The organism is Micromonospora sp. NPDC051227 (genome assembly GCF_044455385.1).
GTDB lineage: Bacteria > Actinomycetota > Actinomycetes > Mycobacteriales > Micromonosporaceae > Micromonospora.
The window spans coordinates 23,962-49,687 of the sequence record NZ_JBITET010000019.1 but is presented as its reverse complement, the minus strand read 5'-3'; the positions used below and the strand labels follow the sequence as shown (position 1 = coordinate 49,687).

The 25,726-nt window shown below is 72.7% G+C and carries 29 protein-coding genes and 1 riboswitch; of the genes, 10 read left to right on the top strand and 19 right to left on the bottom strand.

The genetic code is table 11. From position 1 onward, the window contains the following. Positions 1–857 precede the first annotated feature (857 nt). Positions 858–1,031, top strand: a riboswitch (cyclic di-AMP (ydaO/yuaA leader). Beyond that, the gene (locus ACIA47_RS30360) at positions 1,031–1,699 is read left to right on the top strand and encodes a transglycosylase family protein (protein WP_203117598.1); all 669 of its coding nucleotides are present in this window, start codon (positions 1,031–1,033) and stop codon (positions 1,697–1,699) included. It overlaps the preceding riboswitch by 1 nt. Here the strand turns inward: ACIA47_RS30360 and ACIA47_RS30355 are convergent. From ACIA47_RS30355 to ACIA47_RS30345, 3 genes are all read right to left on the bottom strand, one after another. Then, positions 1,689–2,162, bottom strand: a complete 474-nt coding sequence (locus tag ACIA47_RS30355) for a hypothetical protein (protein WP_396711688.1) — start codon at positions 2,160–2,162, stop codon at positions 1,689–1,691. The genes ACIA47_RS30360 and ACIA47_RS30355 overlap by 11 nt on opposite strands. A gap of 122 nt (positions 2,163–2,284) precedes the next feature. After that, the gene (dinB, locus tag ACIA47_RS30350) at positions 2,285–3,472 is read right to left on the bottom strand and encodes a DNA polymerase IV (protein WP_396711686.1); all 1,188 of its coding nucleotides are present in this window, start codon (positions 3,470–3,472) and stop codon (positions 2,285–2,287) included. A 57-nt stretch (positions 3,473–3,529) separates the two neighbouring features. Then, positions 3,530–4,000, bottom strand: coding sequence for a VOC family protein (locus ACIA47_RS30345; protein WP_203117578.1), 471 nt, complete (start codon positions 3,998–4,000; stop codon positions 3,530–3,532). A 61-nt stretch (positions 4,001–4,061) separates the two neighbouring features. Here ACIA47_RS30345 and ACIA47_RS30340 point away from each other — a divergent pair, with 61 nt between their 5' ends. Beyond that, complete coding sequence (locus ACIA47_RS30340) at positions 4,062–5,039, top strand: YafY family protein (RefSeq protein ID WP_203117575.1); 978 nt, start codon at positions 4,062–4,064, stop codon at positions 5,037–5,039. On the opposite strand, the gene ACIA47_RS30335 is transcribed toward ACIA47_RS30340, so the two are convergent. From ACIA47_RS30335 to ACIA47_RS30320, 4 genes are all read right to left on the bottom strand, one after another. Beyond that, entirely contained in the window at positions 4,931–5,527 is a 597-nt protein-coding gene (locus ACIA47_RS30335; protein WP_091406635.1) for a GNAT family N-acetyltransferase, read from the bottom strand. The genes ACIA47_RS30340 and ACIA47_RS30335 overlap by 109 nt on opposite strands. Beyond that, a complete protein-coding gene (locus ACIA47_RS30330) occupies positions 5,524–6,048 on the bottom strand; it encodes a GNAT family N-acetyltransferase (protein ID WP_396711682.1) in 525 nt (174 codons plus the stop codon). Before ACIA47_RS30330 ends, ACIA47_RS30335 begins: the two co-directional genes overlap by 4 nt. A gap of 99 nt (positions 6,049–6,147) precedes the next feature. Continuing rightward, on the bottom strand, positions 6,148–7,722 hold the full coding sequence (locus ACIA47_RS30325; protein WP_396711680.1) for a glutamate synthase-related protein: 1,575 nt from the start codon (positions 7,720–7,722) through the stop codon (positions 6,148–6,150). A gap of 89 nt (positions 7,723–7,811) precedes the next feature. Next, on the bottom strand, positions 7,812–8,942 hold the full coding sequence (locus ACIA47_RS30320) for a peptidoglycan-binding protein (protein WP_396711678.1): 1,131 nt from the start codon (positions 8,940–8,942) through the stop codon (positions 7,812–7,814). A 186-nt stretch (positions 8,943–9,128) separates the two neighbouring features. On the opposite strand from ACIA47_RS30320, the gene ACIA47_RS30315 reads away from it, so the two are divergent. The 3 genes from ACIA47_RS30315 to ACIA47_RS30305 all read left to right on the top strand — a co-directional run bounded on the left by ACIA47_RS30315 (position 9,129) and on the right by ACIA47_RS30305 (position 12,670). Further along, complete coding sequence (locus ACIA47_RS30315; protein ID WP_203117563.1) at positions 9,129–9,599, top strand: DIP1984 family protein; 471 nt, start codon at positions 9,129–9,131, stop codon at positions 9,597–9,599. A 357-nt stretch (positions 9,600–9,956) separates the two neighbouring features. Further along, positions 9,957–11,066, top strand: coding sequence for a hypothetical protein (locus ACIA47_RS30310; protein WP_396711675.1), 1,110 nt, complete (start codon positions 9,957–9,959; stop codon positions 11,064–11,066). 266 nt (positions 11,067–11,332) lie between these two features. Then, the gene (locus ACIA47_RS30305; protein WP_396711673.1) at positions 11,333–12,670 is read left to right on the top strand and encodes an MFS transporter; all 1,338 of its coding nucleotides are present in this window, start codon (positions 11,333–11,335) and stop codon (positions 12,668–12,670) included. Positions 12,671–12,716: 46 nt separating this feature from the next. Here the strand turns inward: ACIA47_RS30305 and ACIA47_RS30300 are convergent, their stop codons facing one another. From ACIA47_RS30300 to ACIA47_RS30290, 3 genes are all read right to left on the bottom strand, one after another. Next, on the bottom strand, positions 12,717–13,103 hold the full coding sequence (locus tag ACIA47_RS30300) for a VOC family protein (RefSeq protein WP_203117545.1): 387 nt from the start codon (positions 13,101–13,103) through the stop codon (positions 12,717–12,719). A gap of 91 nt (positions 13,104–13,194) precedes the next feature. Continuing rightward, entirely contained in the window at positions 13,195–13,692 is a 498-nt protein-coding gene (locus ACIA47_RS30295; protein ID WP_203117542.1) for a DUF4287 domain-containing protein, read from the bottom strand. A gap of 188 nt (positions 13,693–13,880) precedes the next feature. Further along, a complete protein-coding gene (locus ACIA47_RS30290; protein WP_203117539.1) occupies positions 13,881–14,297 on the bottom strand; it encodes a YchJ family metal-binding protein in 417 nt (138 codons plus the stop codon). Positions 14,298–14,444: 147 nt separating this feature from the next. On the opposite strand from ACIA47_RS30290, the gene ACIA47_RS30285 reads away from it, so the two are divergent. After that, the gene (locus ACIA47_RS30285; RefSeq protein WP_396711670.1) at positions 14,445–15,155 is read left to right on the top strand and encodes an MBL fold metallo-hydrolase; all 711 of its coding nucleotides are present in this window, start codon (positions 14,445–14,447) and stop codon (positions 15,153–15,155) included. A gap of 19 nt (positions 15,156–15,174) precedes the next feature. Here the strand turns inward: ACIA47_RS30285 and ACIA47_RS30280 are convergent, their stop codons facing one another. From ACIA47_RS30280 to ACIA47_RS30265, 4 genes are all read right to left on the bottom strand, one after another. Continuing rightward, positions 15,175–16,275: a magnesium and cobalt transport protein CorA gene (locus tag ACIA47_RS30280; protein ID WP_203117488.1), complete on the bottom strand. Its 1,101-nt coding sequence runs from the start codon at positions 16,273–16,275 to the stop codon at positions 15,175–15,177. A 131-nt stretch (positions 16,276–16,406) separates the two neighbouring features. After that, positions 16,407–16,991 (bottom strand): class F sortase, encoded by a 585-nt coding sequence (locus tag ACIA47_RS30275; protein WP_396711668.1) that lies wholly within the window; start codon positions 16,989–16,991, stop codon positions 16,407–16,409. A 113-nt stretch (positions 16,992–17,104) separates the two neighbouring features. Then, positions 17,105–17,590: a hypothetical protein gene (locus ACIA47_RS30270; RefSeq protein WP_091406610.1), complete on the bottom strand. Its 486-nt coding sequence runs from the start codon at positions 17,588–17,590 to the stop codon at positions 17,105–17,107. Between the two features lie 332 nt (positions 17,591–17,922). Continuing rightward, a complete protein-coding gene (locus tag ACIA47_RS30265; RefSeq protein ID WP_396711666.1) occupies positions 17,923–18,756 on the bottom strand; it encodes an ArsR/SmtB family transcription factor in 834 nt (277 codons plus the stop codon). A 220-nt stretch (positions 18,757–18,976) separates the two neighbouring features. On the opposite strand from ACIA47_RS30265, the gene ACIA47_RS30260 reads away from it, so the two are divergent. After that, the gene (locus ACIA47_RS30260; protein WP_396711664.1) at positions 18,977–20,257 is read left to right on the top strand and encodes a lycopene cyclase family protein; all 1,281 of its coding nucleotides are present in this window, start codon (positions 18,977–18,979) and stop codon (positions 20,255–20,257) included. A 10-nt stretch (positions 20,258–20,267) separates the two neighbouring features. After that, entirely contained in the window at positions 20,268–20,741 is a 474-nt protein-coding gene (gene rnhA / locus ACIA47_RS30255; RefSeq protein ID WP_091406604.1) for a ribonuclease HI, read from the top strand. Between the two features lie 7 nt (positions 20,742–20,748). Here the strand turns inward: rnhA and ACIA47_RS30250 are convergent, their stop codons facing one another. The 3 genes from ACIA47_RS30250 to ACIA47_RS30240 all read right to left on the bottom strand — a co-directional run bounded on the left by ACIA47_RS30250 (position 20,749) and on the right by ACIA47_RS30240 (position 23,169). Further along, positions 20,749–20,985: a preprotein translocase YidC gene (locus ACIA47_RS30250; RefSeq protein WP_203117470.1), complete on the bottom strand. Its 237-nt coding sequence runs from the start codon at positions 20,983–20,985 to the stop codon at positions 20,749–20,751. A gap of 132 nt (positions 20,986–21,117) precedes the next feature. Then, positions 21,118–21,999 carry a pentapeptide repeat-containing protein gene (locus ACIA47_RS30245; protein ID WP_396711663.1) on the bottom strand — a complete coding sequence of 294 codons (882 nt, stop codon included), beginning with the start codon at positions 21,997–21,999 and terminating at the stop codon, positions 21,118–21,120. Positions 22,000–22,071: 72 nt separating this feature from the next. After that, a complete protein-coding gene (locus tag ACIA47_RS30240) occupies positions 22,072–23,169 on the bottom strand; it encodes a DUF5919 domain-containing protein (protein WP_396711662.1) in 1,098 nt (365 codons plus the stop codon). A 181-nt stretch (positions 23,170–23,350) separates the two neighbouring features. Between ACIA47_RS30240 and ACIA47_RS30235 the strand changes: the two genes are divergently transcribed. Further along, a complete protein-coding gene (locus ACIA47_RS30235) occupies positions 23,351–23,500 on the top strand; it encodes a hypothetical protein (RefSeq protein WP_203117458.1) in 150 nt (49 codons plus the stop codon). A gap of 19 nt (positions 23,501–23,519) precedes the next feature. Here ACIA47_RS30235 and ACIA47_RS30230 read toward each other — a convergent pair whose 3' ends face one another. After that, positions 23,520–24,326, bottom strand: a complete 807-nt coding sequence (locus ACIA47_RS30230; RefSeq protein ID WP_396711661.1) for an SDR family oxidoreductase — start codon at positions 24,324–24,326, stop codon at positions 23,520–23,522. 79 nt (positions 24,327–24,405) lie between these two features. Here ACIA47_RS30230 and ACIA47_RS30225 point away from each other — a divergent pair, with 79 nt between their 5' ends. Further along, positions 24,406–25,008: an MBL fold metallo-hydrolase gene (locus ACIA47_RS30225; protein WP_203117452.1), complete on the top strand. Its 603-nt coding sequence runs from the start codon at positions 24,406–24,408 to the stop codon at positions 25,006–25,008. Here the strand turns inward: ACIA47_RS30225 and ACIA47_RS30220 are convergent. Beyond that, on the bottom strand, positions 24,981–25,721 hold the full coding sequence (locus tag ACIA47_RS30220) for a B3/4 domain-containing protein (protein ID WP_396711660.1): 741 nt from the start codon (positions 25,719–25,721) through the stop codon (positions 24,981–24,983). The two genes, ACIA47_RS30225 and ACIA47_RS30220, sit on opposite strands and share 28 nt — an antisense overlap. Positions 25,722–25,726 lie beyond the last annotated feature (5 nt).

The following is a 25,726-nucleotide window of genomic DNA, read 5'->3' as shown; positions in this document are numbered from 1 at the left end:
TGCTAGCGTGACGCGTCCCGCACGAGAGGGTGGAGTCCGTCGGTGCTCAGGATGGTGCTGCGTACGTCAGCTGCTGTGGTGGCCGTCTGTACGGTGACCGCGTGCGGTTCCTCACCGGCTCGTACAGCGGATCGGTCAGCGGGCGAAGCGATCCCCTCCGCGGCGCAGGCGACAGGCTCGGCCGCAACGCTCAGACGCCTGCTCGGGCAGCATGACCCCGCTGTTGTCAGCGAGGCGGTTGACCGGGACTCCGTCAGCGATGGCCGCGGCCACCCTCAGCTATGACGCGGGCCCGGATGACCTGTGGGTGGGGACCGAAGTCCTCAGGACATACGCCGATGACGGTGCACGACGAGCAATGGCCGACCTGCGAACCTTGATCGGCCGTTGTCCCACCGTCGCGTCGTCCAGCCAGGGCGGTAGCCGTCGCTTCGCAGTGGCACCAGGGCCGCGGTTGGGCGATGACAGTCTTCGCGTCAGGTGCAGCGCGACGTACGGTGCTGACACGCTGGAATGCGACAGCGTCCTCGTCCGGATCGGAACCACTCTGGTGGTCATTCAGGAGGAGGGCAACAAACCCGGTGGTGACAGATACCTGGACCAGCTCGCCGAAGCTGCGCTCCGCAGATATCAGGCGACCGCCTGAATCGAACTGTCAGGCCGGGCCGTGGCCGTGTTCGCCACGCCTGCTGTGCCGACCTGATCGGAAACGGTCCACGATGGTCACTGCACAGACGTCGATCGCCCGCAACCGCTGCGGGACCCGCCCCGCGTGGCCCGGTGAAGAAGTTCACAGGGGGTGGGCGACCGTCACCGACCGTGCCTAACGTCGGTCGGGTTCGCCATTGCGGACACCACGGCCGGCAACGCCAAATCCTGCCCCCGGTCGTCGGAACCCAGTCACCCGGGCAGGAGCGGGGGACCCACACGTTCCTCGGTGCATGTCACCTCGGGGTGAAGCCGCCACCGCGCGGCCGGGCTCCTCGGCCCGAACCCGACAGCTCACCTCGCCGGCGTGGAGGAAGCTCACATGACGTCTGTCTACACCCCCCGTCATCGACGGGTCACCACCCGCCGCGTCGCCGTCGGCACCCTTGCCGTTGGCGCGGTCACCGGCGCCGTCGCCCTCTTCGGGCCGGCCGCCCCGGCGCAGGCCGCCGTCAACTGGGACGCGATCGCCAAGTGCGAGTCCGGCGGCAACTGGAAGATCAACACTGGTAACGGGTACTACGGCGGGCTTCAGTTCTCGCAGAGCACCTGGGCCGGTTACGGCGGCAAGAAGTACGCCGCCCGCGCCGACCTGGCCAGCCGTGGCGAGCAGATCGCCATTGCCGAGAAGGTGCTCGACGGGCAGGGCATCGGCGCGTGGCCGACCTGCGGCAAGAAGGGTGGCTCCGCGACCAAGCCCACCGCGAAGCCGTCGACCAGATCCACCGAGAAGTCGACGACGTCGACCGCGAAGCCCACCAGGCCGCAGGAGCGGTCGTCGCGTGCCGAGCAGCCGGCGACCCGTGACCACCAGCGCACCGCGCCGGTGGCGGGCGGCCAGACGTACCTGGTCAAGTCGGGCGACACCCTGTCCGAGATCGCTGCCGACCAGCGGGTGGCCGGCGGCTGGCAGGCCCTGTACGAGGACAACCGGCAGTTGGTCGGAGCAGACCCGGGTCTGATCTTTCCGGGTCAGCGGCTCAGCCTCTGACGGATGACACACGAACGCTCGGCCGGGTCACCGGCCGAGCGTTCGTGTGTGTCGTGCTGTCAGCCCGGGTGCCCGTGCCTCGTGCGGGGCCGCCGTCACGCCGCCGAGGCGGACGCCTTCGGCCCTCGATGCGACGCTGCCGGGCCAGCGTTCCAGCCCCAGGGGAGGCTGGCACCGCGGGCTCCCCGGGACGGCCCGCGCCCACGTCGTCACTGTCGTCGCCGTCGGTGGTCCTCTTGACCGAGTCGGGTGTGCTGCGGGCCAGCCTCAGCGAGTGCTCGGCGCCGGTGCGGGCCGCGCACGGCCAGGACTGCCCGGCGCACTGGAGGTTGCGGCACTGCCCCTCGTCGTCCGGCTCGTGTGCGCTCAGCACGTCGATCGCCAACTGCCACAGCAGCGGGTCGGTCACGTCGTGCGGACGCTCGGCGGTGCGACTCGGTCGGTTGCTGGTGTCGTCGGACATGGTGGGCCCCCCTCGTCAGGCTGTACCCCCCAAGGGTCACCCGTCAGCCGCCGGCTAAACCGCCGACCTGCTGTGATGTGTCTCTGATCGCAGCTCGGCCGTGGACGCCGCACGCTTATCGGTCAGTCCGGCAGAAGTGGCATCTCCACGCCCGGCTCCCGGCCGAGCAACACCGCCCGCGTGAGCGCCGCTGATCCGAACCGGTCGCGGACCGCGTCGACCGCAGCGTCCAGATGGGACCCGGGGTCCGGCTGGAACGGCAGCTCAGGCTGGACCGGGTTGTCGTCGAGGTTGCCCACTGAGACACCGATCAGGGTGATGCCACGCCGATCGATCTCGGGCAGCGCGGTGCGTAGCAGCGCACGCGCGGCGGCGAGCAGTGGCGTCGTGTCCGCCGTCGCCTTACCCACCGTGTGCGAGCGGGTCGCCCGGGTGTAGTCGCCGAAGCGCAGCCGCAACACCACTGTGCGGCCGGACCGCCCGGCCGTCCGCATCCGCCGGCTGACCCGGTCGACCAGGCCGGCGAGGATGGCGTCCAGTTCCGTCGAGGCGTGCGGGGTGCGACTCAGCGCGTGCTGCGCGCCCATAGAACCGCGCCGCCGCCCCACCTGCACCGCGCGGGGGTCGCGATTGTGCGCCAGCGAGTGCAGGTGCCGGCCGGCGCCCGCACCGAGCAGCGACACCAGCGCCGCCTCACCGAGGCGGGCCACCTCCCCGACGGTACGGATCCGGCGTTCGCGCAGCTTGGCGGCCGTGACCGGGCCGACGCCCCAGAGCCGTTCCACAGGCAGCGGGTGCAGGAACGCCAGCTCGGCGTCCGGTGCGACCACCAGCAGGCCGTCCGGTTTCGCCACGCCGCTGGCCACCTTGGCCAGGAACTTCGTGCGGGCCACCCCCACCGTGATCGGCAGGTGGACCTGGTCGCGGACCTCCCGGCGCAGTCGTTCGGCGATCTCGGCAGGTGGCCCGACCAGCCGCCGCAGACCACCCACGTCGAGGAACGCCTCGTCGATGGAGAGCCCCTCGACCAGCGGTGTGGTCTGCCGGAAGATCTCGAAGACCGCGCGGCTCGCTGCCGTGTACGCCGACATCCGAGGCGGCACGACGATCGCGTCCGGGCACAGCCTTCGCGCCTGCTGGCCGCCCATCGCGCTGCGGACGCCCCGCGCCTTCGCCTCGTAGCTGGCGGCGAGCACCACGCCGCCACCGACGATCACCGGCCGCCCACGCAGGCGCGGGTCGTCGCGCTGCTCGACCGACGCGTAGAACGCGTCCAGGTCGGCGTGCAGGATGCTGGTGCCGGACGACACGTACACATGTTCGCATGGCGTCCGGCGAGTGCGGCAGTGAGCTGGGCGAACGCCCGATCAGTCGAGGCAGAATTCGTTGCCCTCGGGGTCGGCCATGATGAGATGACCGGCACCCAACGGGGGAGTGGGCTCGTGCCGACTGAGCCGCCGGGCGCCATGCGAGACGAGCCGTTCGGCTTCGGCCTCCAGGGCCGCCATCCGCTCGTCACCCTCCAGCCCAGGGGCCGCGCGTACGTCGAGGTGGACGCGGTTCTTCACCTGCTTGTGCTCCGGCACCCGCTGAAAGAACAGCCGTGGTCGCGTGCCCTCGGGGTCGACCACCGCCGACGCGTCGTTGCGGTTCTCCGGCGGCACACCCATCGCCTCTAGCGCCTGGTCCCACGACTCGAAGTCTCCGGGTGGTGCCTGCACCTGGTAACCGAGCGCCTCGGCCCAGAACGTGGCCAACCCCGCCGGGTCGGCGCAGTCGAACGTGATCTGGACGTCGCGGGTCACGGCGGATCCCTGCTTCCTGTTCTGGTCGGTCATGATCCGAGCCTCTCGCGGATAGCGGACAGGGCTGTTCCGCTATCCGTGCAACGATCGACGGGTGACAGTCGAGGCGACGACCGAGCGGGTGCTGCGCCTGCTGGCGCTGCTGCAACGACGACTGTCCTGGACGGCCGCCGAACTCGCCGCCGAGCTGGGGGTCACCGGCCGGTGCGTGCGCCGCGACGTGCAGCGTCTGCGGACGCTCGGCTACCCGGTGCGCGCGGTGTCGGGCGTTGGCGGTGGGTACCAACTCGGTGCGGGCACCCGACTGCCGCCGTTGCTTCTCGACGACGAGGAGGCGATCGCCGCGGCGGTGTCTCTGCGGCTCGCCTCCGGTGGCACGATCGCCGGGGCGAGCGAGGCGGCGCTGCGGGCACTCGCGAAGCTCGACCAGGTGATGCCGTCGCGGCTCCGCGCCGAGGTACGGGCGGTGCACGGCTCCACCGACACCCTCATCGGCCCGGTCGCCGAGATCGACGCGGAGCTGCTGGTGACACTCGCCCGGGCCTGTCGGGACTCCGTACGCGTTCGATTCCACTATCCCGGCCGGGCCGCTGGCGAGCGGGAACGGACGGTCGAGCCGATCCGGATGGTCACGACCGGCCGCCGCTGGTATCTGATGGCCTGGGATGTCGACCGCGCCGACTGGCGGACGTTCCGGCTGGATCGGATGCGGGCTGCGGTGGCGACGACCTGGCGTTTCCCGGCGCGCGAGCACCCGGATCCGGTCGCCTTCGTGCAGCGGGCCGTGACCGGGGCACCGTACCGCTACCTCGCCCGGGTGCGGGTGCACGCCCCACCGGAGGGGTTGCGGGAGGTGATCCCACCACAGGTGGGGCGGGTCGAGGACGACCGCGACGGATGGTCCGTGCTGGTCTTCGGCGGCGACAACCTGGACTGGCTCGCCGCGCACCTCGCCCGCCTGGATCACGAGATGGAGGTGCTGGAGCCTCCCGAGCTGCGCGAGGCCGCAGGCCGGCTCGCCCGTCGCCTGGCGGTGCTGGCCGGTGCGACGTCGGAGCCCGGCGCGCGGTGACGCAGGGTGTAGTGGCGCAGCGACACCGGGCTGCCGTCGGGAGCGGCCCATGGTGCCGTGCTGGTGCCGACGCACCGCCATCCTGCGCGCTCGTACAGCGCGGCGGCCGCGGTGCCACCGGCGGCCAACTCCAGCACCAGGTCCGTTGCGCGTTTGTCCGCCCACTGGCGGGCCCGGTCCAGCAGCGCGCTGCCCAGCGCCAACCCACGGGCTTTCGGCACCACGAAGAGACGAGCCACCTCGGCCGTCGGCCGGCCGGGCGGCCCGTCCACCTGATCGGGGATCCGATGCACCGCGACGTGTCCGACAACGGCCGCGTCGGCGTCGACGGCGACCCAGGCTCGCGCCGGGTGCGGCTCGCGCAGCCAGCGGTGCGGGTCGGCGGGCCAGTTCAGCGGGTACCCGTCGACCCGGTGAACCTCGGCGAGCGCCGCGACGCAGCCGTCCAGGTCGGTGGCGCGCCGCCGACGGACAGCGGGTCTGTTCACAGGTCGTCGAACGGGCCGGCGTAGCGGAACTCGCCCCGGATCGACTCGCACCACGCGTGCAACGGTCGAGCCATGAAGTACTGCGGCCCCCACGGCTGCGGCGGGGTGACGCCCAGCTCGACGGCTGGCCGGAACCCGAAGCGCGGGTAGTAGTCGGGGTGCCCGAGCAGGACCACCAGCGGTTCGTCCCGCGCGTCGGCCGCGCCGAGCACCGCGTGCATCAACGCACTGCCGACCCCGCGTCGCTGCCAGGCGGGCAGCACGCCCAGCGGCCCCAGGCCCAACGCCACCGGCGCACCACCCACCCGGCCGCGGGTGGCCACCACGTGCCCCACCACCTGGCCGTCCGAATCGGTCGCCACCAGGGAGTACGCGGGCAGCCAGCCCTCGTCGGCGCGCAGCGCGTCGACGAGGGTCGCCTCGACCGGTACGCCGTCACCGCCGTCGGCCTTGGCGAAGGCTGCGGAGTGCACCGCCCGAATGACGTCGACGTCGGCGGGTGTCTCGCGTCTGATCAGCACCGCGCCACCATACGGGTGCCCTCGGCAGCGGCTCCACGCGTTATCCGTAGCGGCGCCCGGCCCGGTCGGAGGCCAGCAGGTGGGAGCCCGGGCGCGATCTCAGCCGACGGCGGTGGCGGAGGGCGGGGCGCTGCCGCCCTGTGGTGCCTCCGGGACCATCAGCCGGATGATCTCCGCCTGGTCGGCGGGCGAGGGCAGTCCCCATTCCGGTCGGTAGCCGTACACCTGGTGCAGTGGGGTGGAGCCGGTGCGGCCGTCCAGGATCTCCACGGCGTCGGTGCCGATCAGGCCGGGGTGTTCGACGCCGCAGGCCTCGGCGACCTTGGTCAGGTCGCGGCGCAGCGTCCGCAGGTAGTTGGCCGCCCGGACCGACTTCAACGTCGGGTCCAGGCCCCGGGCGAGCCACGTGTTCTGGGTGGCGACGCCGGTGGGGCAGGTGTCGGTGTGGCACTTCTGCGCCTGGATGCAGCCGATCGCCAGCATCGCCTCCCGCCCGACGTTGACCATGTCGCAGCCGAGCGCGAACGCCACGATGCCGTTGTCCGGCAGGCCGAGCTTGCCACCGCCGACGAAGACCACCTGTTCGTGCAGATCGTGCTCGGCGAAGATCTTGTACACCCGGGAGAAGCCCTGCTGGAACGGGAGCGACACCGAATCGGTGAAGATCAGTGGTGCGGCCCCGGTGCCGCCCTCGCCGCCGTCGATCGTCACGAAGTCCACACCTCGGCCGGTGTCCCGCATCAGGGTGGCCAACTCCTGCCAGAAGCCCAGGTCACCGACCGCCGACTTGATGCCGACCGGCAGGCCCGTCTCGGCGGCCAGCAACTCCACCCAGTCGAGCAGGCTGTCGCAGTCGGAGAACTCGGCGTGCCGGGACGGGCTGACGCAGTCCTGACCGGCCGGGATGCCCCGGGTGGCGGCGATCTCGGCGGACACCTTCGCCCCGGGCAGCAGCCCGCCGAGACTCGGCTTGGCGCCCTGGCTCAGCTTGATCTCCAGTGCCCGCACCGGTGCGCCGGCAACCAGGTCCTTCAGCCGGTCGAGACTGAACCGGCCGTGCTCGTCGCGGCAGCCGAAGTATGCGGTGCCGAGCTGGAAGACCAGCTCACCGCCGTTGCGGTGGTATGGCGACAGGCCGCCCTCGCCGGTGTTCTGCAGGCAGCCGGCGAGCGCCGCCCCCTTGTTGAGCGCGGTGATGGCGTTGCCGGAGAGCGAGCCGAAGCTCATCCCGGAGATGTTGACGACAGACTCCGGTCGGAACGCCCGGGCGCGTCTCCGTGCCGCGCCGAGCACCTTCGCGCAGGGCAACCGCACGTCGTGTCCGGCGGTCGGTGACGACGGCGGCACGGCACGGCCGAACGTGCGGTGCTTGATGATCGGGTATCCGGCGGTGTACTCGATGTCGTTGTCAGTGCCGAAACCGAAGTAGTTGTTCTCCTGCTTGGCCGACGCGTACACCCAGCGGCGCTGGTCGCGGGTGAACGGCCGCTCCTCGTTGTTGCCGGCCACGATGTACTGCCGTAGCTCCGGCCCGATCGTCTCCAACAGGTAGCGGGCCCGGCCGAGGACCGGAAAGTTGCGCAGCAGCGCGTGGTCGCGCTGGATCAGGTCCCGCGCGGCGAGGGCCGCGACGGCGGCGGCGACAGCGGGTACGGCTCGACGGGCCCAGGTCATGCCCGGGACTCTTTCCGCCCGGGCGGCGGATCAAACCGGTGAGCCGGGCTGGTGGCGGTGCGGGTGCGCCCCGCACCGCCCCCACGCGCTCAGCGGTGCCGGAACGACTCGCGGACCGATCCGCCGACGACCGTGCACCACGTGCTCGTGCTGAGCTTGCCGTTGCGGGGCAGACCGTGCAGCGCCTGAAGGTCCTGCACCGCCCTCCGGGTGGCGTGGTCGTACGCCCCGGTGACGGTGACCGCGTACCCCTTGGTGGCGAGGATTTCCTGCACGGCCGTGACCGGCGCTCCGGCGGCGTGCTGGTCCAGCTCCGGCGCCAGCGTCTCCCAGGTCGGCGTGGTGAGTGTGGCGTCCACGTCCACAGCGATGCCGTTGCGGGCCTGCCAGTCCTGCACGGCCGCGACGGTGCCGGCGTCGAACGTGCCGCTGACGGTCACCGGGTAGCCCCGGTAGGCGAGCAGGTGCTGCACCACCCGGACCGAGGGGGAGTTGACGAAACGCCACAGGTCCGGCCAGCGGCGCGCCGGCACGTCACCGAGCTTGGTGCCCAGGGCGGCGTGCACCCGCCGCCGTAGCTCGGGGAACTGCCGATAGAAGGCCGCACCCGGGCACTGGGTGGTGCGGAAGTCCCAGTGGCCGAAGATGTCGTGCGCGTGCAGCCCGTACTGCCGGCAGATCGCGACGCAGAGCTTGACCAGCGAGTCGGTCAACGCCTCGGGTGGCGTCTCGGTGACGTAGGTGCCCTCGTTCTCGATGCCGATGGCCCGGCCGTTCTCACCCGGACAGTGCGCCGAGATCATCTGTCGGTCGCCGGCTTCCAGACGCTCCAGGCTGCCCCGGCGGCCCTCCAGCACGTACCCGCCGCGGCTCACAGTGAAGTGCTGGCCGGTGTCCGACCAGCCGTTGCCGTCCATGTGCAGGTCCTGGCAGTCGTGGGCCAGCTTGACCGCCTGCTCGCGGGAGTAGTCGGTGACGTTCGGGAACGCCATGTGGTGCACGATGATCTTGTTGGTGGCGATGGCGCTCACCGACAGCGGGTCCTTCGGTGGGCGGGCGGCCCACTCGTCACAGCTGATGATCCAGTCCAGGTCGGTGCCCGGCGCGGCCTGCGCCGCGCCCGGGAAGGCGAGTTCGCTCCCGACGACGGCGACCGTTGCGGCGCCGAGACCGGCCCGCAGCAGCGTCCGGCGATCCACTTCGGAATGGTCGACGTGCATTGCATCTCCTCCTGCGGCCCACGGCGGGGGGATGAAAAGTAGCTCCAGTGGCCGCACGTACTCCGGAGAATATTGCCAAGACTCGTCCGCGCGCTAGAGGGCGCCCACCCCTGACGGGCGGCCGGAAAACTGGTCGGACAAAAGATCAACGTTCGGCTAACCTGGCCGCTGACTCGGGGGTGGAAGATGAAACTTGGTGAGGCGCTGACCGAACGCGCCGAGGCGGCACGACGGGTCGAGCAGCTGCGGGCCCGGATCAACGGCAGCGCCCGGTACCAGGAGGGCGAGCTGCCTCCGGAGGACGCCGCGGTGCTCCTGACCGAGTTGGACCAGGTCCTCGACAACCTGGAGACGCTGATCCGGCGAATCAACCGGACCAACGCCACGGTGCCGGTCGACGACCTCGGCACGCTCACCGACGCGTTGGCCCGGCGGGACGTCCTGCGACTGCGGCACGCGGCCGTCACGGCGGCCGCCGACGCCGCCGCCGGTAGCGGGCGTGGTCACCTGACCCGGCAGCTCCGCTCCGAGCTGAAGATGCTCGCCGCGTTGCCGGTCGCCGAGCTTCGGGAACGCGCCGACGGGCTCGCCGGGCAGCTCCGCGAGCTCGAGGTGCGGATTCAGCGCACCAACTGGGAGGCTGACCTGCTGGACTGAGTGACTCCAGCAGCGATGTGGAGCAGGTAGCCGTCGTGGAGGCGTGTACACACAGGGCCGGGCTGTAATCCCGGCACCCTTCTTGGCGCGCGGTGGGCAGCGCGGGGTTCGACTCCCCACGCACGACGCAGCCCAGCACCGAGGACAGGTAACACCGCAACACGCACACCTCATCACCACGTACAGATCCTCGACGGCGAGGGCGGGTTCGGGGCACTCCACATCCGCGGCCGCGTGCTGTTCGCTCACCAACGCCCGGTCATGAGGGCGGCCCTGCCCGGTCGGCGTTTCCGCGCGTCGGGTCGGGGGTAGGTCCGGGGCTGACCGTTCCGGCTGCCCCACTTAAGGAATGACCAGATGAGTGACAACGTCAGCGACGCGGTGGGCGACGCTCTCCGCTCGGTGATGCTCTTCCTGCCCAAGGCCGTCGCCTTCCTGGCGATCCTGGTGGCCGGATGGCTGATCGCCAAGGCCGTACTGAAGATCGTGGAGAAGGTCCTCGAACGGGTCGGCTTCGACCGCGCCGTCGAACGCGGCGGCATCCGCCGTGCGTTGAGCCGCTCCCGGTACGACGCCAGCGACATCGTCGCGAAACTCGTCTACTACGCGGTGCTGCTGTTCACCCTCCAGCTCGCCTTCGGCATCTGGGGCCCGAACCCGATCTCCGACCTGCTCGGCGCGGTGATCTCGTGGCTGCCCCGGGCCTTCGTCGCGATCGTCATCGTCGTGGTCGCCGCCGCCATCGCCAACGCGGTCAAGGACATCATCAGCGGCGCGCTCGGCGGTCTGTCGTACGGCCGGGTGCTCGCCACCATCGCCTCGGTGTTCATCCTCGGCCTCGGCGTCATCGCGGCACTGAACCAGATCGGCGTGGCCACCGCGGTCACCACTCCCGTGCTGATCGCCGTGCTGGCCACGATCGGCGGCATCCTCGTCGTCGGTGTCGGCGGCGGGCTGATCCGTCCAATGCAGAGTCGTTGGGAGTCGTGGCTGACCCGCGCCGAGCAGGAGTCGCAGCTCATCGCCGAGCACGCCCAGGCGTACCGGGCCGGTCGCCGCGACGCCGAGGCCGAGCTGGCCCGCCGGTCGGCCACCACCAGCGGCGCGGAGGCCACCCAGGTGGTGCCCCGGCCGGCCGACGCCGACGCCACCCAGGTGGTGACCCGGCCCACCGACCCGGAGGCCACCCAGGTCGTCCACTTTCCGGTCAGCTCCGACGCCACCCAGGCGGTCGGTCGCGGTGCCCTCGACGGCGATACGACGCCGGCCCGGCCCTCCGCGACCGACGACACGACCCAGGTGGTCAGCGGCTCGGCCGATTCGGACGTCACGCAGGCGGTGGGCACCGGCGTCGACCCCGACGCCACCCAGGTGGTAACGGGCGGCACCGATCGCGCGGTGCCCGGGCAGCGCACCAGCGACGACAGTGAGACCACCACTGTCATTCCGCCGGTCGACCGGCGCTGACACCAGCGGTACGACGCGGGGCGGGATCGATCTGATCCGGCCCCGCGCCTCTCGTTGTCCGCCACGCCTCGCTCGCCCGGCACGGTTCGCTCGCCCGGCACGGTTCGCGCTGCCCGGCACGCCGAAAGCGCTGGCCGCGGCCGCGCCGGTTGTCTAGCATCGCGGGCATGACCTGGCGACATTGATCCAGCAGCGTTGGCCGATCCCGTGGGCCACCACGGGCACCGCACGTCCGGTGTCCGTCTCCACTCCCACGGGAAGGCCCCATGACCCCCATCGCTTCGCGCGTGCCCGAGCCGGCGGTCCGTCGGCTGACGGCGACCCTGTACGGGTACGCGTTCCTCAGTGACCTCGTCCTGCTCTACCCGCTGTACGTGGTGTTCTTCGCCGACGCCGGGCTGTCGGTGGGGCAGATCGCGTCGCTCTTCGTCATCTGGTCCGCCGCCGGCATCCTGTTCGAGGTGCCCTCCGGCGCCTGGGCCGACGTGCTGTCCCGCCGGCTGCTGCTGTGCCTCGCCCCGCTGGTGGCCGCCGCCGGTTTCGCGCTCTGGGTGCTGCTGCCGTCGTACCCGGCCTTCGCTGTCGGTTTCCTGCTCTGGGGCGCCGGTGGCGCACTGGTCTCCGGTGCGCTGGAGGCGTTGGTCTGGACCGAACTGGACCGGCTCGGCGCTGTCGGCCGGTACGCCCGGGTGCTCGGGCGGGCGCGGACGGCGGGCGTGCTCGGCGTGGTGGTCTCCGGAGTGCTCGCCGGCCCGGTGTTCGCAGTCGGCGGGTACCCGGTGGTCGGCGCGGCCAGCGTGCTCGCCTGCCTGCTCGCCGCGATCGTCGCCACCCGGTTCCCGGAACACCGCGCGCCCGCCGCCGTACGCGTTCCGGTCGCCGAGCCGGCGATGGCCGCCCGGCCGGTGGACGCCGCACCATCCCGGCAGGACGAGCCGGACACCGCCCCGCCCGCGAGCCCGGACGACGATGGTGACCTGGGGTGGTGGGACACGCTGCGGGCCGGAGTGTCGCAGGTCCGCACCCGTCCGCCGGTACGGGCGGCCGTGCTGCTGGTGGCCGTGGTCGCCGCCGACTGGGGTGCTCTGGACGAGTACACCCCGCTGCTCGCCCTGGACACCGGGGTCACGGTGCAGGCCGTACCCCTGCTGCTCCTGCTGCTCTGGGCCGGAGTGACCGTCGGCGGGCTGCTCGCGCCGGCGGGGGAGCGGCTGGGCAGCCGAGGCTACGCCGCGCTGCTGGGGCTGGTCGGCGTCGCGCTGGCAGCGGGTGCCCTGCTCCGGCATCCGGCGGGGTTCGTGCTGCTCGCGGTGGCCTTCGGCGCCGCGCAGTTGGCCACCGTGCTGGCCGACGCGCGGCTCCAGGCCCGGATCACCGGCACCAGCCGCGCCACCGTCACCTCCCTGGCCGGGATGGCCACCGACGTGCTGATCATCGTGACGTACGCCGGCTACGGTCTGCTCGCCACGGCGGCCGGCAACGCGGTGGCGTTCGCGCTGACCGCCGGGGCGTACCTCGTGGTGGCTCTGGTGCTGCTGACCCGCCGGCGCCGGACGACCGTGTCCACCGACGTCGTCGCGGCGGTGACCGGCGGCCCGGACTGACCGGGGCCCGGCGGCGGCCTTCTTCGGCCGCCGCCGAGCGGCACGGTCAGCCGGCCATGTGGAGGAACGACCACTGGTGGCCGTCGAGGTCCCGGAAGCCGCGCATGTACATCGGCCCGTTGGCCATTCCCGGCCCGAGCGACTCCCCGCCGGCGACCGCCGCCTGGTCGACCAATTCGTCGACCTGCCCTCGGCTCGACGCCGACAGCCCGACGATGACCTCCCGGCTGGTCGCCGTGTCCGTCGTGGCGACCCCGGTGTACGCCTCGAAGCCCGAGCGGAGGTGCAGCACCAGCCGGGTGGTGTCGGAGACGGTGAGCACCATGCTGTCGCCGTCCGGCTCGGCCTGGTCGCTGGTGAAGCCGATCGCGCGGTAGAACTCGGTGGCGGTGGTCAGGTCGCGCACCGGCAGGTTGATGAAGGTCATGGTCATCGGTGGTCTCCGTCCGTTTCGAGCAGTGCCTTCAGTGCGGCGAGCCGGTCCCGCCAGTACGCCTTCAGTTCCGCGGCCTGCTCGGCCCCGGTCAGCTTCTCGTGCAGGACGCTGACCCGGGCCTTCGACTCGCCGACAGCGTCGATGCCGACGACGACCCGGGTGGGGCCACCGGCCCAGTCGGCCCGGAAGCTGCGCGGCGCGGTGGCGGTGCGGACGCGCGCAGGCCGCGGGCCTGCTCGTACCCGACGGTGACGGTCTGTGCCCACCAGCCGGGCACCTCGTGTTCGGTGGCCAGGTGACGGGCGATGCGGGTGTGCGTCCACCCGGTGGCGGACGCGGCGTCGAGCAGGGCGAACCACTCGGCCCAGCCGCGGCCGGTCCGGGCGCGGATCAGGTCGTCGGCGATCCGCTCGGTCTGCGCCGCGGCAGCCGTGGCGGTCGGTTCGGTAGGTGCCGGCGGGGAGGCGGCGGTGGACGCCGGCTCGGCGGCCCGACTGATCAGGTGCCGGCGGGCGGTGGTGTAACTCTCGCCGGTCTTCTCCATCCGGGCTCGGACCCGGGCCTTGAACGATCTCTGGGTGGTCATCACATGCTCCCGGTCAACGGCACGGTCACCGGGACTCACGCTCCCGCCGACCCCGCCGGAGTGGGGCATGTGGCACCACGTCCCGAGGGCTCCGGGCCCCCTTTGCCGCCGCGTTGCCGGCGGCGTGAGCGCCGGGAGGGAGGTGCGGCGCAGGACTACGCCGACGTCATCCTACGCCCAAACTGCCGTCAGGGTTGGTCACCGTCGAGGTAGACCCACCGGCCGTCCTCGCGGATGAACCGGCTGTGTTCGGTCAACGTGCCGGACCGGCCGGCGTCCCGGTAGTGGGCGTGGAAGGTCACAGTGCCGGCGGTGTCGAGCAGGCCGCCGCGCTCGGTCTCCACGATCTCCAGTCGGATCCACCGCTGCCCCGGGTCGAGCTCCAGGGAGGCGGGCCGGGTCGAGGAGTGCCAGCTGCGCAGCAGGTAACCGGAGTCGCCGAGGGCGAAGGCGCTGAACCGGGAGCGCATCAGGGCCTCGGCCGTCGCCGGGGCGTCGCCCCCGTGCGCCGGGGCGCAGCAGTCCGGGTACGCCCGGCCGGAGCCGCACGGGCACACCCGTCCCGTCGTCGCGTTCGCCCGCCGACGTCCCGCACCCTTACTCACGTCGCCATCCTGCCGCACCCGCCCTCGCTGTCGCCGATCGCCACGTACCGCTGCCACATCACCCGCGCGAGGTTAGCCCTCGTCAGCTCAGGCGGACCGCCGGCCGGTCGAACAACGACAATTGACGATCCTTCCTAGACTCGCGACATGACGCGAGCCCCTGCGGTACCACTGGCCCCGAACGTCTGGCGGATCCCCACTGTGGGTCGCGCGGCCGTCAACTCCTACGCCTTCGTCGACGACGACGGCAGCGTCACGCTTGTCGACTGCGGGCTGGCCAAGGCGCCGGCCCGGATCGTGCGCGGGCTCGCCGCGATCGGCAAGGTGCCGGCGGACGTCATCCGGATCGTGCTCACCCACGCGCACCCCGATCACGCCGGCGGCGCGGCGGAGTTGGCCCGCCGCACCGGCGCCCCGGTCGCGGCGCACGCCGCCGACCTGCCGTACGCGGAGGCGGGTCGCGCGCCGGTCAGCGACCCGACAGTGACCGGCGGGCGGCTCTTCGCCCGGCTCAACAGCGGCCGGTTTCCGGCGGTCGAGGTGGCGCAGCCGTTGGCCGACGGGGACCTGCTCGACGTCGGTGGTGGCCTGCGGGTGGTGCACACCCCAGGGCACTCGCCCGGGCATGTGTCGCTGCTGCACGAGCCGACCCGCCTGCTGATCACCGGGGACGCGTTGTTCAACGTGCTCGGCGTCCGGTGGCCGATGAAGTGGCTGTGCAGCGACTTCCAGATGACCCGGGAGACCGCGCACGTCCTCGGCGAGTTGGATTACGACCTCGCGGCCTTCACCCACGGCCCCGAGCTGACCGACAAACCCCGCGACCGCATCCGCGCCTTCCTCTCCGCGCGCCGCTGAGCAGCCCGTCGGCGGGGGCTCACAGCCAGCCGGAGCGGCGGAACAGCCGGTGCAGGAACAGGGCCGCCGCCGCCATCAGAGTGAGGGCCCCGGCGTAGCCGTAGCGCCAGGCCAGCTCGGGCATGTGGTTGAAGTTCATGCCGTAGATGCCGGCGATGCCGGTCTGGGTGGCCGCGATGGCCGCCCAGGCGGCGATCTTGCGCATGTCGTTGTTCTGCTCGACGGCAAGCTGCGCCAGGCGCGACTGGACGATCGAGGTGAGCAGGTCGTCGTACGCGGCCACCCGGTCCACCGCCCGGCTCAGCCGGCCGTCGACGTCGACGAACCAGCGGTGCAGCGCGCGCGGTGGGCCGTCGGGTTCGAGCAGCGTACGCATCGGCGCCTGCAACGGCAGGACGGCCCGCTTGAACTCCACCACCTCCCGTTTGAGCTGGTAGATGTGCTGGATGTCGGCGTTGCGTTCGCGGGCGAACACCGCCTCCTCGACCCGTTCCAGGTCCCGTTCCACGTGCCCGGCCACCTCCAGGTAGGAGTCGACCATGCGGGCGCAGACCGCGTACGCCACCGCCCACGGTCCGGCGGCCAGCAGCGTGGGGCGGCGCTCGATGTCGGCGCGGACGCTGCGCAGCGCCCCGGCGGCGCCGTGCCGCACCGTGATGGCGAAGCGGTCACCGAGCAGCACCATGACGTCCCCGGTGTCGATCACCTCGGAGGTGTCGGTCAGCTCGTCGTGCTCCACGTACCCGGCGGTGCGAAGGACCAGCAGCGTGACCGGCCCGTGGCGCTGCACGGTGGGCCGGTGCCCGTCGGCGAGCGCCTGTTCGACGGTCAGCTCGTCGAGGCCGAAGGTCTGGCCGACCGCGGCGAGCACCGCCGGGCCGGGATCGTGCAGTCCCAGCCAGACGAAGGCGTCGCGTCCGTGCCGTGCCCGGGCGTACGCGTCGGCGTAGTGCGGCTGGCCGGGCTCCCGGCGGCCGTTGACGTAGACGGCGCAGTCGACCACGGCGTCCGGGTTGGACCGACGGGGGGTGGGGGAGTCGTCCTCGACCCGTCCGAGCAGTCGACGGGCCAGGGCGCGTACGCCTTGACCGGCCCGGTCCCGTACCGGTCGCTGATCCACCGCGTGCCCTCCCCGTCGCCGGCGCACCGTCCCGATCAGGGATGGTGCCACCGCATTCTGCCGAGCAGGGTCCGGCTCCCGACAGCGGGGCGGGGGCTCAGTCGCGCGGGTGGCCGGGCGGGCTGCTCGGTTCAGGCGGTGCGGGTGGCGAAGACGACGACGTTGTCAACGTAGTTGCCGGTGGCGGCGTCGAACCGGCCGCCGCAGGTGATCAGGCGCAGACCGGCGGCGTCCGCCGGGCCGTAGACCAGCGTGGTGGGGAAGTGCTCCTTGGGGTACGCCCGGACGTCGTCCACCGTGAACGTGGCGACCCGTGCGTCGGCGCGGGTGACCTGTACCTGCTGCCCGGCGCGGAGCCGACCGAGGTCGAAGAAGACCGCCGGACCGGACGGTGCGTCGACGTGTCCCACCAGGACGGCGTTGCCGGTCTCACCCGGGCTGACCCCGTGCCGGTACCAGCCGGCGAGGGTGGGCCGGTCCAGCGGCGGCACCTCCAGCATCCCGGCGGCGTCGGCGCCGACGGGGACGATGTCGGCGCGTACGTCGATGGCGGGGATCTGCACCCGGACCGGCGCGGCAGGTGGCAGCGGGGCCAGGTCCGGTGCGGGGTGGGTGCGCGTCGGCGCGTCGGCCGACGGTCGTGGTGGCCGCGCCGGGTCGGCGGTGAGGCCGACGGTGATCAGCCCGAGCCCGGTCACGCCGAGCAGGGCGACCACTGCCGGTAGGGTCCGCCGCCACCACACGTGTGCACCTCCGTGCCGGATCGTCGGGGTGCCCGCACCGGTGTCACCGGCGCGGGCACCCGTCTCAGGGATGGAACGGTCGCCGATCAGGCGACAGTGGACACCGGACGGCGCCGGCGGATCAGGATCACCGCGCCGGCGAGGGCGGTGCCGAGCAGCGTGCCGCCGGCGGCGAGAGCGCCGGTGTCACGGTTGTCGCCGCCGGAGCCGGCCGGCGCGCCGCCGATCGGGGTGACGGCGAAGGTGGCGGTGCCGGCCGAGCTGCCGTCGCCGCAGGTCGCCGCCACCGTGTACGTGCCCAGGGTGAACCCGGCGGTGAAGAGCTCGGCGCTCAGTCCGCCGCCGGCGGCGGCCGTGGTGGATCGGACGTTCTGGTCGCGGTTGGGGCCGGTGACCCGGAAGAGGGCGTCACCCGACTTCGGGTTGCAGGTCGTCGCGGTGAGCACGACGGTCCCACCGACCGGAGTGGTGGCCGGTGACACAGTGGTGTCGGCCAGTGCGGCGCCCGGCAGCAGGAGCGTGCCGAGGCCCACGCCGAGCGCCGCCGAGCAGAGTGCTGTTGAGACCTTCATACGCGTCTTCCCTCACTTTTCGTCCGCTGACTGCGTGGGACGTCGTTCGGGTGGCCAACTCCGTGACTAGCACCGGTGTGCCCAACACTAGGTGGGTTGGGTCCTCGATCAGGTGAAAATGAGAAATCCTCGTTGCCGTCACGTGTCCACCCGAAGGCGGGGAGAGCTGCGGAAAGGCCCGGACGGCCCGACCGGCACCGGTGCTCCGATCGATGTCCATCCGGTCGGGCTGTCGTCGCTGGGTCGATGGCGAGGTATTGCCGAAGACGGCGGAAATGCACCGCCCGGGCGGCACGATCCGCCGCCGGCCGCGCGTCGGATGCGCGCTCGGGTCAGCGAGCCTGGTTCGGGGTCGGGTCGGGCATCGGCTCGCCGGTCTCCAGGAGGGTCTTGAGGCTGGCCAGCAGCTCCGGCCAGCCGCCGCTGCCGTCGAGTTGGCCGCTGATCGCCCGGTGCATCTCGCTGTCGGGGGAGAAGTCCTCGTGGATGACGGTCAGCCGGACGGTCGACCCGCTGTGCGGCTCGATCTCGAAGGTCACCTTCGACCGGCGCTCACCGAGCCGGGCGGCCAGCTCCTCGGCGGACCAGCCGAAGTGCGCGGCGTGCTCGGCCTGGAAGCCGTGCCAGCTGTAGGAGAGGCGACGGTACGGCTCGGCGACGAGCACCCGCTGGCCGAGGTCGCGCGGCTCGCCGTCCGGCGCGTCCTGCCACAGCACGGGTGACCCGACCTGCCAGTCCGAAACCAGCGCGACTCCACCCCAGTAGCGACGGGTGAACGCCTGTTCGGTGAGCGCGGACCACAGTCGCCGCGCGGTGGTGGTGACGTAGGTGGTGTAGACGAAGGTCGGACTCTCCATGGGTTGTCGCTCCAATGCGGTGGTCAGGTCGGCCAGGGTGGCAGCGCGCTCGCGGTCGTAGCGGCTGAGCCACCGGTCGGCGATGGCGTTGATCGGGGCGGCGTTGAGGTAGTGCAGCTTCTCCCGGCCGCGCCGCACGGTCGTGACGAGATCGGCCGCCTCCAGCACCGTGAGGTGCTTGCTGACGGCCTGTCGGGTGCCGGCCAGCCCGTCGCACAGCTCCCGCAGGGTCTGGCCGTTGCGCTCGTTGAGCCGGTCCAGCAGTCGACGCCGGCTGGGGTCGGCCAGTGCCCGAAACGCGTCGTCCATCGACCCTCCCCGGGACAGGCAACCAATCGGTTGCCTGTCAACATAGGCAACCAGAAAGTTGCCTGTCAACCCGACCTGGCGGGTCTTCAACCGGGCGGCGGTGGCGCAGGCGTTCGCCGACCCGCCACCGGTCGGGTCGCCCGCCCCGGTGGCCTGAGCGCTGCCCCCTCCTCTGGTGGCGGCGCGCGTGCGGGCCGGGCCGTGTGGCAGCGTGGTGCGGGTGACCGACTCCGCGCCGCTCGACGTCGACCTCGCGCTGCTCGGCGGCGGCGGTGCGGCGTCGTTGCTGGTCGCCGCACTGGACCGGCACGGCGTCCGGGATCTACGGATCGCCATCGTCGACCCGGTGCGCCGACGCGGTCAGGACCGCACCTGGGCGTTCTGGGGCCACCCCGACAGCGACCTGGACCCGTTGCTCAGCGCGAGCTGGCAGCAGGTCGAGGTGGCGACGGCGGCGCGACGCCGCGTCCTGGACCTCACCCCGCTGCGGTACGCCATGCTCCGCTCCGGCCCGGTCTACGACCGGGCTGCCGACGCCGAACGGCGCCTCGACGCCACCCGGATCGTCGCGCCCGCCGAGACGGTGCGCGACGACGGCTCCCGGGTGCTGGTTGTCACCGGCGACGGGCGCAGCGTACGGGCGGGCTGGGTGCTCGACTCCCGCCCCCGCCCACCGGCGCGAGCGGGACGAACCACCTGGTTGCAGCACTTCCGGGGGTGGTGGCTGGAGGCGGACCGGCCGGTGTTCGACCCGACCCGGGCGGTGCTGATGGACTTCCGTACCCCGCAGCCGCCCCGGGGCGTCTCCTTCGGGTACGTGCTGCCGGTCAGCGACCGATACGCCCTGGTCGAGTACACCGAGTTCTCGCCGGACCTGCTCACCGACGCAGGCTACGACGCGGCGCTGGCCGGCTACCGGGATCTGCTCGGGCTGGATCCGACCGGGCTGCGGGTGCGCGAGGTGGAGAACGGAGTGATCCCGATGACCGACGCGCCGTTCCCGGCCCGGCCCACCCCCCGCGTGGTGCGGCTCGGCACGGCCGGTGGCGCGACCCGCCCCTCCACCGGCTTCACCTTCTCCGCCATGTACCGCCAGGCCGACCAGGTGGCCCGCGCCCTCGCCGCGGGACGCCCGCCGGTGCCCGCGCCGGCGTACCCGAGCCGGCACCGCTGGATGGACGCGGTGGCGCTGCGGGCGCTGGACAGGGGCGGGGTGGGCGGTCCCGAGTTCTTCGACCGGCTCTTCGACCGCAACCCGGCCGAGCGGGTGCTGCGTTTCCTCGACGGTGGCACCACTGCGGCCGAGGAGGTCGCGATCATGAATTCGACCCGGCTGGTGCCGATGATCGCCGCGACCGCCGGCGACGCGGTACAGCGGGTCCGCGACCGGCTGCGCCCCACCCGGCCCGCGCCGGCCATCCCACCAGCGGTGGTGGGTTCGGCGCCGACGGCGCGGCGCGCCGGCCCCCCGAGCGGGGAGGACGACGTCCGCGCCCGGTAGGTTGCCGGGCATGGTGGACGCGGCGGCCGGCAGGGGCGTGCAGATCTGGACCGACGGGGCGTGCAGTGGCAACCCCGGTCCGGGTGGTTGGGGTGCGTTGCTGCGCTACGGCGATCACGAGCGGGAGCTGTGCGGCGGTGAGGCCACGCCCACCACCAACAACCGGATGGAGCTGATGGCGGCCATCCAGGCGTTGGAGAGCCTGAACCGGCCGGTCACCGTGGAGCTGCACACCGACAGCACGTACGTGCGCAACGGCATCACCAGTTGGCTGGCGTCGTGGAAGCGCAACGGTTGGCGGACCGCCGCGAAGCAGCCGGTGAAGAACGCCGACCTGTGGCAGCGGCTGGAGGCGGCCTGCGAACGGCACGAGGTCACCTGGCTGTGGGTCAAGGGGCACAACGGCCACCCCGAGAACGAGCGGGCCGACGGGCTCGCCAACAAGGGCATGACCGAGGCTCGGGGCGCGCTGACGAGCCGCTGAGCCCGGATCAGCGGGTCGCGTCGGGGTGCCCCGGCATGCTCGACCCGCCGCCGCTGCTGCCCGACGAGCCACCGGCGACGCCCGAGTTGTCGGGCTCGGTCACGATGTCCGGCCGGACGTCGGTGTCCGCCGGTGCGGGGACCTCGGTGTCCGTCTCGACCTGCACCAGTGGCGCCTGGCCGGCCTCGTCCTCGCTGTGCTGCGGGTCGCCCGGCTGCTCACCTTGGCGATTTCGGTAGCCCACGCCGTGCCCCCCGTCGATGCCGGTTCGCGTCGGCGCTGGCTACCCCGCGTCGTCCGGGCCGAAACCTGACCCGCCGGCGGTGACCGCCGAGCCGACCGTCTCGGCCCGCGGCCAACTGGATCGGGGCCGTTCCTAGCGGCGGCGGCCCCGACGGGCGAGGGAGCGGGCCGGCTGACGGACCGGGGTGAGCGGCAGCGCCGTCCAGTGTGCCGGCCGGGTGAGCGTCTGCGGTAGCCCCGTGTGGGTGTCACCCCGGGCGGCGTCCAGTTGGGTCTGGTGCAGGAAGAGGGTTCGCCGCAGGTCCGCGCCCCGCAGGTCGGCCCCGCGCAGGTCCGCGCCGGTGACGTCGGCCAGGCCGAGGTCCGCTCCGCGCAGGTCGGCGCCGATGAGCAGCGCCCCGCGCAGGTTGGCCCGGCGGAGGTCGACGCGGCGCAGGTCCACCCCGAGCAGGTGCGCGCCCCGCCGGTCGGCGCCGCCGGGGGCGCGGGCCGCGTCGCTGGCCCGCGACAGCAGCGGGTTGATCCGGTTCCGGTGGTCGGCGATGTGCACCGCGCGAAGTTGCGCCGGGTCACCCTCGGTGAGCGTCAGCGTCTCGGCGCGGGCGCGTTCCAGCTCGGCGCGCAGGTCGGCCGGTGGGCGCAGCGCCACCGCCTCGGTGAGGTACCAGAGCAGTTCGTGCAGCGGTCGCAGCACCGCGAACGCCTCCGCCATCGCCGGTAACGTCTCCGGCGCGTCCCGCCAGTCCCGCCCGCCGAAGGTTACCTGGGCGACCTGCTGCCCGGCCCCGAAGCAGTCGAACACCGTGCAGCCGGGAAAGCCGCGCTGCCGCAGCTCGGTGTGGATGCCGCAGCGGTGGTCGGGGCGTAGGTTGGGGCAGGGCGAGCCGGCCGGCTTGTCGATGGCGAAGTCCGCCGACGCGGCGAAGGCGGGCACCACGCAGCACAGCCCGAAGCAGCGTCCGCAGTCGGCGCGCAGCTGCGCCGCCCCGGACGGCGGTGCGCTGTGGTGCGACACGCCGACGGTCCTCCTGTCGATCAGGGTGGACCACCATTGTTTCCTGTGCCGAACCCACGGGTCGGTCCGGGGTCACCGTGCGTGTGTGTCACCGGCCGTCGCGGGGCGGGGCGCCGGGGTACGGGCATCGCCCGGTGGCGGCACCAGTCGGCGGACGTCCCGCTCGCCGTCGTCGTGCCCGTACTTCTGGTCGAAGTGCCGTTTCACCACGGCGACCGGCGTGCGGTCTCCGTCGGTGGGCTCGGCCAGCGCGAACACGCCGGGCGCCGCCCCGGGCGCGCGGGGCGGCAGCACGGCTCGCACCGTCAGCGGCCCGGTCACCCGGAACCCCCGGCAGTCGACGTAGTGCTGCCCGTCCACCGTCACGAACGGCACGCGTACCTCGACCACGTCCGACTCGTCGTGGCGCAGCGTGACCGTGACCGACCAGTACCGCTCCAGGTCGAGGGTGGCCTGCTCGTGCTCCCACAGCTCCTCGAACCGGGCGTGCACGAACCCGCCCCACGGGCTGTCCATGTCCACCTCGAGCTGCGGCACGTTGAACGACAACTTCCCGATCGGGAAGAACGAGATCAGCGCCCGCCCGTCCCACTGGTAGAGCTGGATCGACGGGGACGCGTCGTAGAGCCGGACCTGTAGGCGGTGGCGCAGCCGCGGGTCGAGCGCCTCGGCGAACGCGGCCAGGTGGCGCAGGTTGGTGCGGATCTGCCGGGGCACGTCCACCCGTTGCCGTTCCAGCTCCTCGGAGCGTTGCTGGGCGGCGGTGCAGTCGGGGTCGAGCAGGAGCAACTGCACCTGGGCGCCGTTGGCCAGCGCCGCTCGCACCGCGCTCAGGGTGTCCTCCCGGTGCCGTTGCTCCAGCAGGATCGTCCAGGTGTCGAGGATGCGCACCCGACGCCCGGAGCGGTGCAGCCGTGTCACGAACGCCTGCTGGTCGAAGCTGAGGTGCTCCTGCACCCGCGCCCGGCGGGCCTCCTCGAACAACGGGTCGAAGATGACGTACGAGATGGCCGCGAGGACCACGCTGGCCCCGAGGTTGAGCAGCAGGTCGCTGAGGAAACCGGTGCTGCGCCAGGCGGCCAGCAACATGACGACGGCGATCGCGAAGAGTGCCCCACCGACGACGAAGGCCCGTCGTTGCCGCCCGCCCCGACCAGCCCACCCGGGCATCCGGTCCCCTTCCGCCGTCGGTCGGCCCCACCGCCGCTTGCTGATCACCGGAGTTCGGAGGATACGTGCCCGCTTTGCTGGGCGCTGTCCCGTTCTCCGGGCGGCTGGTTCGCCGCTCGGACCCGCTCCACCGCTCATAGGGTGACGGTAACGGAGTCGTGCGACCACGGAGGGTCGCGGGGTGGGCGAGGGCGAACGGGAGCAGGCGCTTCTCACCGTTCTGACCACCGAGCACTACGCGTTGCAGACGTCCCGCGCGCTGGTCGCGGTGGTGGCGTTCGGTGTGCGGTTCGCGTACATCGTCCGGGCTTCGGTCGCGCCGATGCGCTGACGGCGCCCGCCAGCGCCGCTCAGACCGATCGCCAGTCATCGTTCGTCAACGCCGTGGCCTGGGGACCCATCAGCAACATGCCCCCGTCGACCGGCCAGGACGCGCCGGTGACGTAGCTGGCGGCGGGGGAGGCGAGCAACGCGACCACGGCGGCCACCTCCCGGGCGTCGCCGGGCCGCCCCACCGGCACTCCGGGCCGTTCCTGGGTGAACGGGTCGACATCCTCCTGACCGGTCATCGGCGTGGCGATCTCGCCCGGGGCGACGGCGTTGACGGTGATCCCGTCTGGGGCCAACTCCTGGGCCATCACCCGGGTCAGCAGCCCGAGCCCACCCTTGGCGGCGCAGTACGCGGCGGAGCCCACCCGGGGCGCGTGCTCGTGCACGCTGGTGATGTTGATGATCCGTCCGCCGGCGCCGGTGGCCCGCATCCGTCTCGCGGCCCGCTGGGCACACAGGAACGGCGCGTCCAGGTCGACGGCGAGCACCTCGCGCCACTGCTCCCACCCGGTGTCGACGAACGGCGTCGAGGCCCCGATGCCGGCGTTGTTGACCAGCACACCGATGCCGCCCAGCCGGTCGGCCAACTCGTCCACCACCGCCGCCGCGTCCGGCAGTCGGGTCAGGTCCACTTCGGCGGCCTCGCAGTGCCGCCCGGTCGCGCGGACCTCGGTGGCGGTCCGCTCCGCGCCGTCGGGGTCGCCGTACCAGGTGATGCCGATCTCGAAGCCGGCCTCGGCCAGCGCCACCGCGCAGGCCTTGCCGATGCCGGAGTCCGCACCGGTGACGACGGCGATCCTGGGGTAGTTCTCGTATCGCTGTGGCATGTTGCCGCACTACCCCGGCAGGGCCGGCCCAACCGCCACGAGGACCACGACCCATCTGCCGCCGGCGTACCGTCGCCTGATGCGGATCACCCGATTCACGCACGCCTGTGTCCGCGTCGAGCACGACGGTGGGGTGCTGGTCGTCGACCCGGGGACGTGGAGTGAGCCGCGGGCGCTGGTCGGCGCGGACGCCGTCCTGGTCACCCACGAGCACACCGACCACATAGACGTGTTGCGGCTCGCCGGTCTCGGTGTCCCCGTGTACGCGCCGGAGGGTGCCCGCCTGCCGGATCTCGCCCCGCTGACGGTGACCCGGGTGCGTGCGGGCGAGCGGTTCACGGCGGCCGGCATCCCCGTCAGCGCGCACGGTGGCCGGCACGCCGCGATCCACGAGGGGCAGCCCGACTGCCCGAACCTCGGCTACCTGATCGGCGGCGAGCTCTACCACCCGGGCGACGCCCTGTACGTGCCGGACGAGCCGGTGCGCACCCTGCTCGTCCCGGCCCAGGGGTCCTGGCTGCGCCTCGACGAGGCGATCCGGTTCGCCGGCGTCGTGGGCGCGGCGGCGGCGTACCCGATCCACGACGCGCAGCTCAACGACCGCGGTCTGGCCAGTGTCGCGGGTTGGTTCGCCGAGACGATCCCCGGCTACCGTCAGCTGCTGCCCGGCGACACCGCCTGACTCCGGTCGTCATCCGTCGTCGGGGTGCGGAAACGGGGCGCGGCGGCGGTGAGCACCGCGGCGGCCGTCGGAGCGGACCACCCCTCGGTCAGGTCCGTCACGAGGTCGGCGACCAGTCGGGTCACGGCCGGCCCGCCACCCGGGTGCAGCGCCTCGGCGACGATCAGCACCGACGAGGTGTCCGCCCGCACGGCCGACCAGCCGCTCTGCCGGTTCGTCCACCGTCGGGCGTGTGCCCGCCCGGCGGAGTCGACGAAGGTCACCTCGTCCGGCTCGGGATGCTCGGTGTCGCCCGCGAAACTCAGGTACGCCTCGTCGCCGTGTGCGGGCCGGACCACCAGGTCGCCGTCGACCCGGTCCAGGTCGAGCGCCGCGACCGGGATGGCGTACGCGGCCGAGATGGCGTTGCAGAGGTCGACGAGCGGGTGCACCCGGGGCAGTTCGCCGTCCAGGCGCAGCCGACGCAGCAGCGCCTCGGCGGCGCACCGGTACCTGGTGGGCCGCAGCCCCATCGCCGCGTATGCCCGCCGCCACGCCTGGATCTCCGGGAACCCGCTCTCGGCCCCGCCGGCCAACCGCCGCCGCGCCTCGGCGAGATGAGCGGCCGTGCGTGCCGCCACATCGGCGGTGGCGGTGATCCCGGCGGCCTGCACCACACCGGCGACCAGGTCTGGGTACGCGTCGCGAAGCCGCGGAGAATGTTCGAACTGCACTGTGG

Excerpts from the sequence above, each read along its gene's own strand:
- ACIA47_RS30265 (WP_396711666.1), bottom strand. The coding sequence starts at position 18,756 with ATGGACGACGCGTTTCGGGCACTGGCCGACCCCAGCCGGCGTCGACTG.
- ACIA47_RS30305 (WP_396711673.1), top strand. The coding sequence starts at position 11,333 with ATGACCCCCATCGCTTCGCGCGTGCCCGAGCCGGCGGTCCGTCGGCTG.
- ACIA47_RS30310 (WP_396711675.1), top strand. The coding sequence starts at position 9,957 with ATGAGTGACAACGTCAGCGACGCGGTGGGCGACGCTCTCCGCTCGGTG.
- ACIA47_RS30345 (WP_203117578.1), bottom strand. The coding sequence starts at position 4,000 with ATGACCGACCAGAACAGGAAGCAGGGATCCGCCGTGACCCGCGACGTC.
- ACIA47_RS30240 (WP_396711662.1), bottom strand. The coding sequence starts at position 23,169 with ATGCCCGGGTGGGCTGGTCGGGGCGGGCGGCAACGACGGGCCTTCGTC.
- ACIA47_RS30300 (WP_203117545.1), bottom strand. The coding sequence starts at position 13,103 with ATGACCATGACCTTCATCAACCTGCCGGTGCGCGACCTGACCACCGCC.
- ACIA47_RS30295 (WP_203117542.1), bottom strand. The coding sequence starts at position 13,692 with ATGACCACCCAGAGATCGTTCAAGGCCCGGGTCCGAGCCCGGATGGAG.
- ACIA47_RS30360 (WP_203117598.1), top strand. The coding sequence starts at position 1,031 with ATGACGTCTGTCTACACCCCCCGTCATCGACGGGTCACCACCCGCCGC.
- ACIA47_RS30320 (WP_396711678.1), bottom strand. The coding sequence starts at position 8,942 with ATGCACGTCGACCATTCCGAAGTGGATCGCCGGACGCTGCTGCGGGCC.
- rnhA (WP_091406604.1), top strand. The coding sequence starts at position 20,268 with ATGGTGGACGCGGCGGCCGGCAGGGGCGTGCAGATCTGGACCGACGGG.
- ACIA47_RS30270 (WP_091406610.1), bottom strand. The coding sequence starts at position 17,590 with ATGAAGGTCTCAACAGCACTCTGCTCGGCGGCGCTCGGCGTGGGCCTC.
- ACIA47_RS30230 (WP_396711661.1), bottom strand. The coding sequence starts at position 24,326 with ATGCCACAGCGATACGAGAACTACCCCAGGATCGCCGTCGTCACCGGT.
- ACIA47_RS30225 (WP_203117452.1), top strand. The coding sequence starts at position 24,406 with ATGCGGATCACCCGATTCACGCACGCCTGTGTCCGCGTCGAGCACGAC.
- ACIA47_RS30315 (WP_203117563.1), top strand. The coding sequence starts at position 9,129 with ATGAAACTTGGTGAGGCGCTGACCGAACGCGCCGAGGCGGCACGACGG.
- ACIA47_RS30325 (WP_396711680.1), bottom strand. The coding sequence starts at position 7,722 with ATGACCTGGGCCCGTCGAGCCGTACCCGCTGTCGCCGCCGCCGTCGCG.
- ACIA47_RS30285 (WP_396711670.1), top strand. The coding sequence starts at position 14,445 with ATGACGCGAGCCCCTGCGGTACCACTGGCCCCGAACGTCTGGCGGATC.
- ACIA47_RS30355 (WP_396711688.1), bottom strand. The coding sequence starts at position 2,162 with ATGTCCGACGACACCAGCAACCGACCGAGTCGCACCGCCGAGCGTCCG.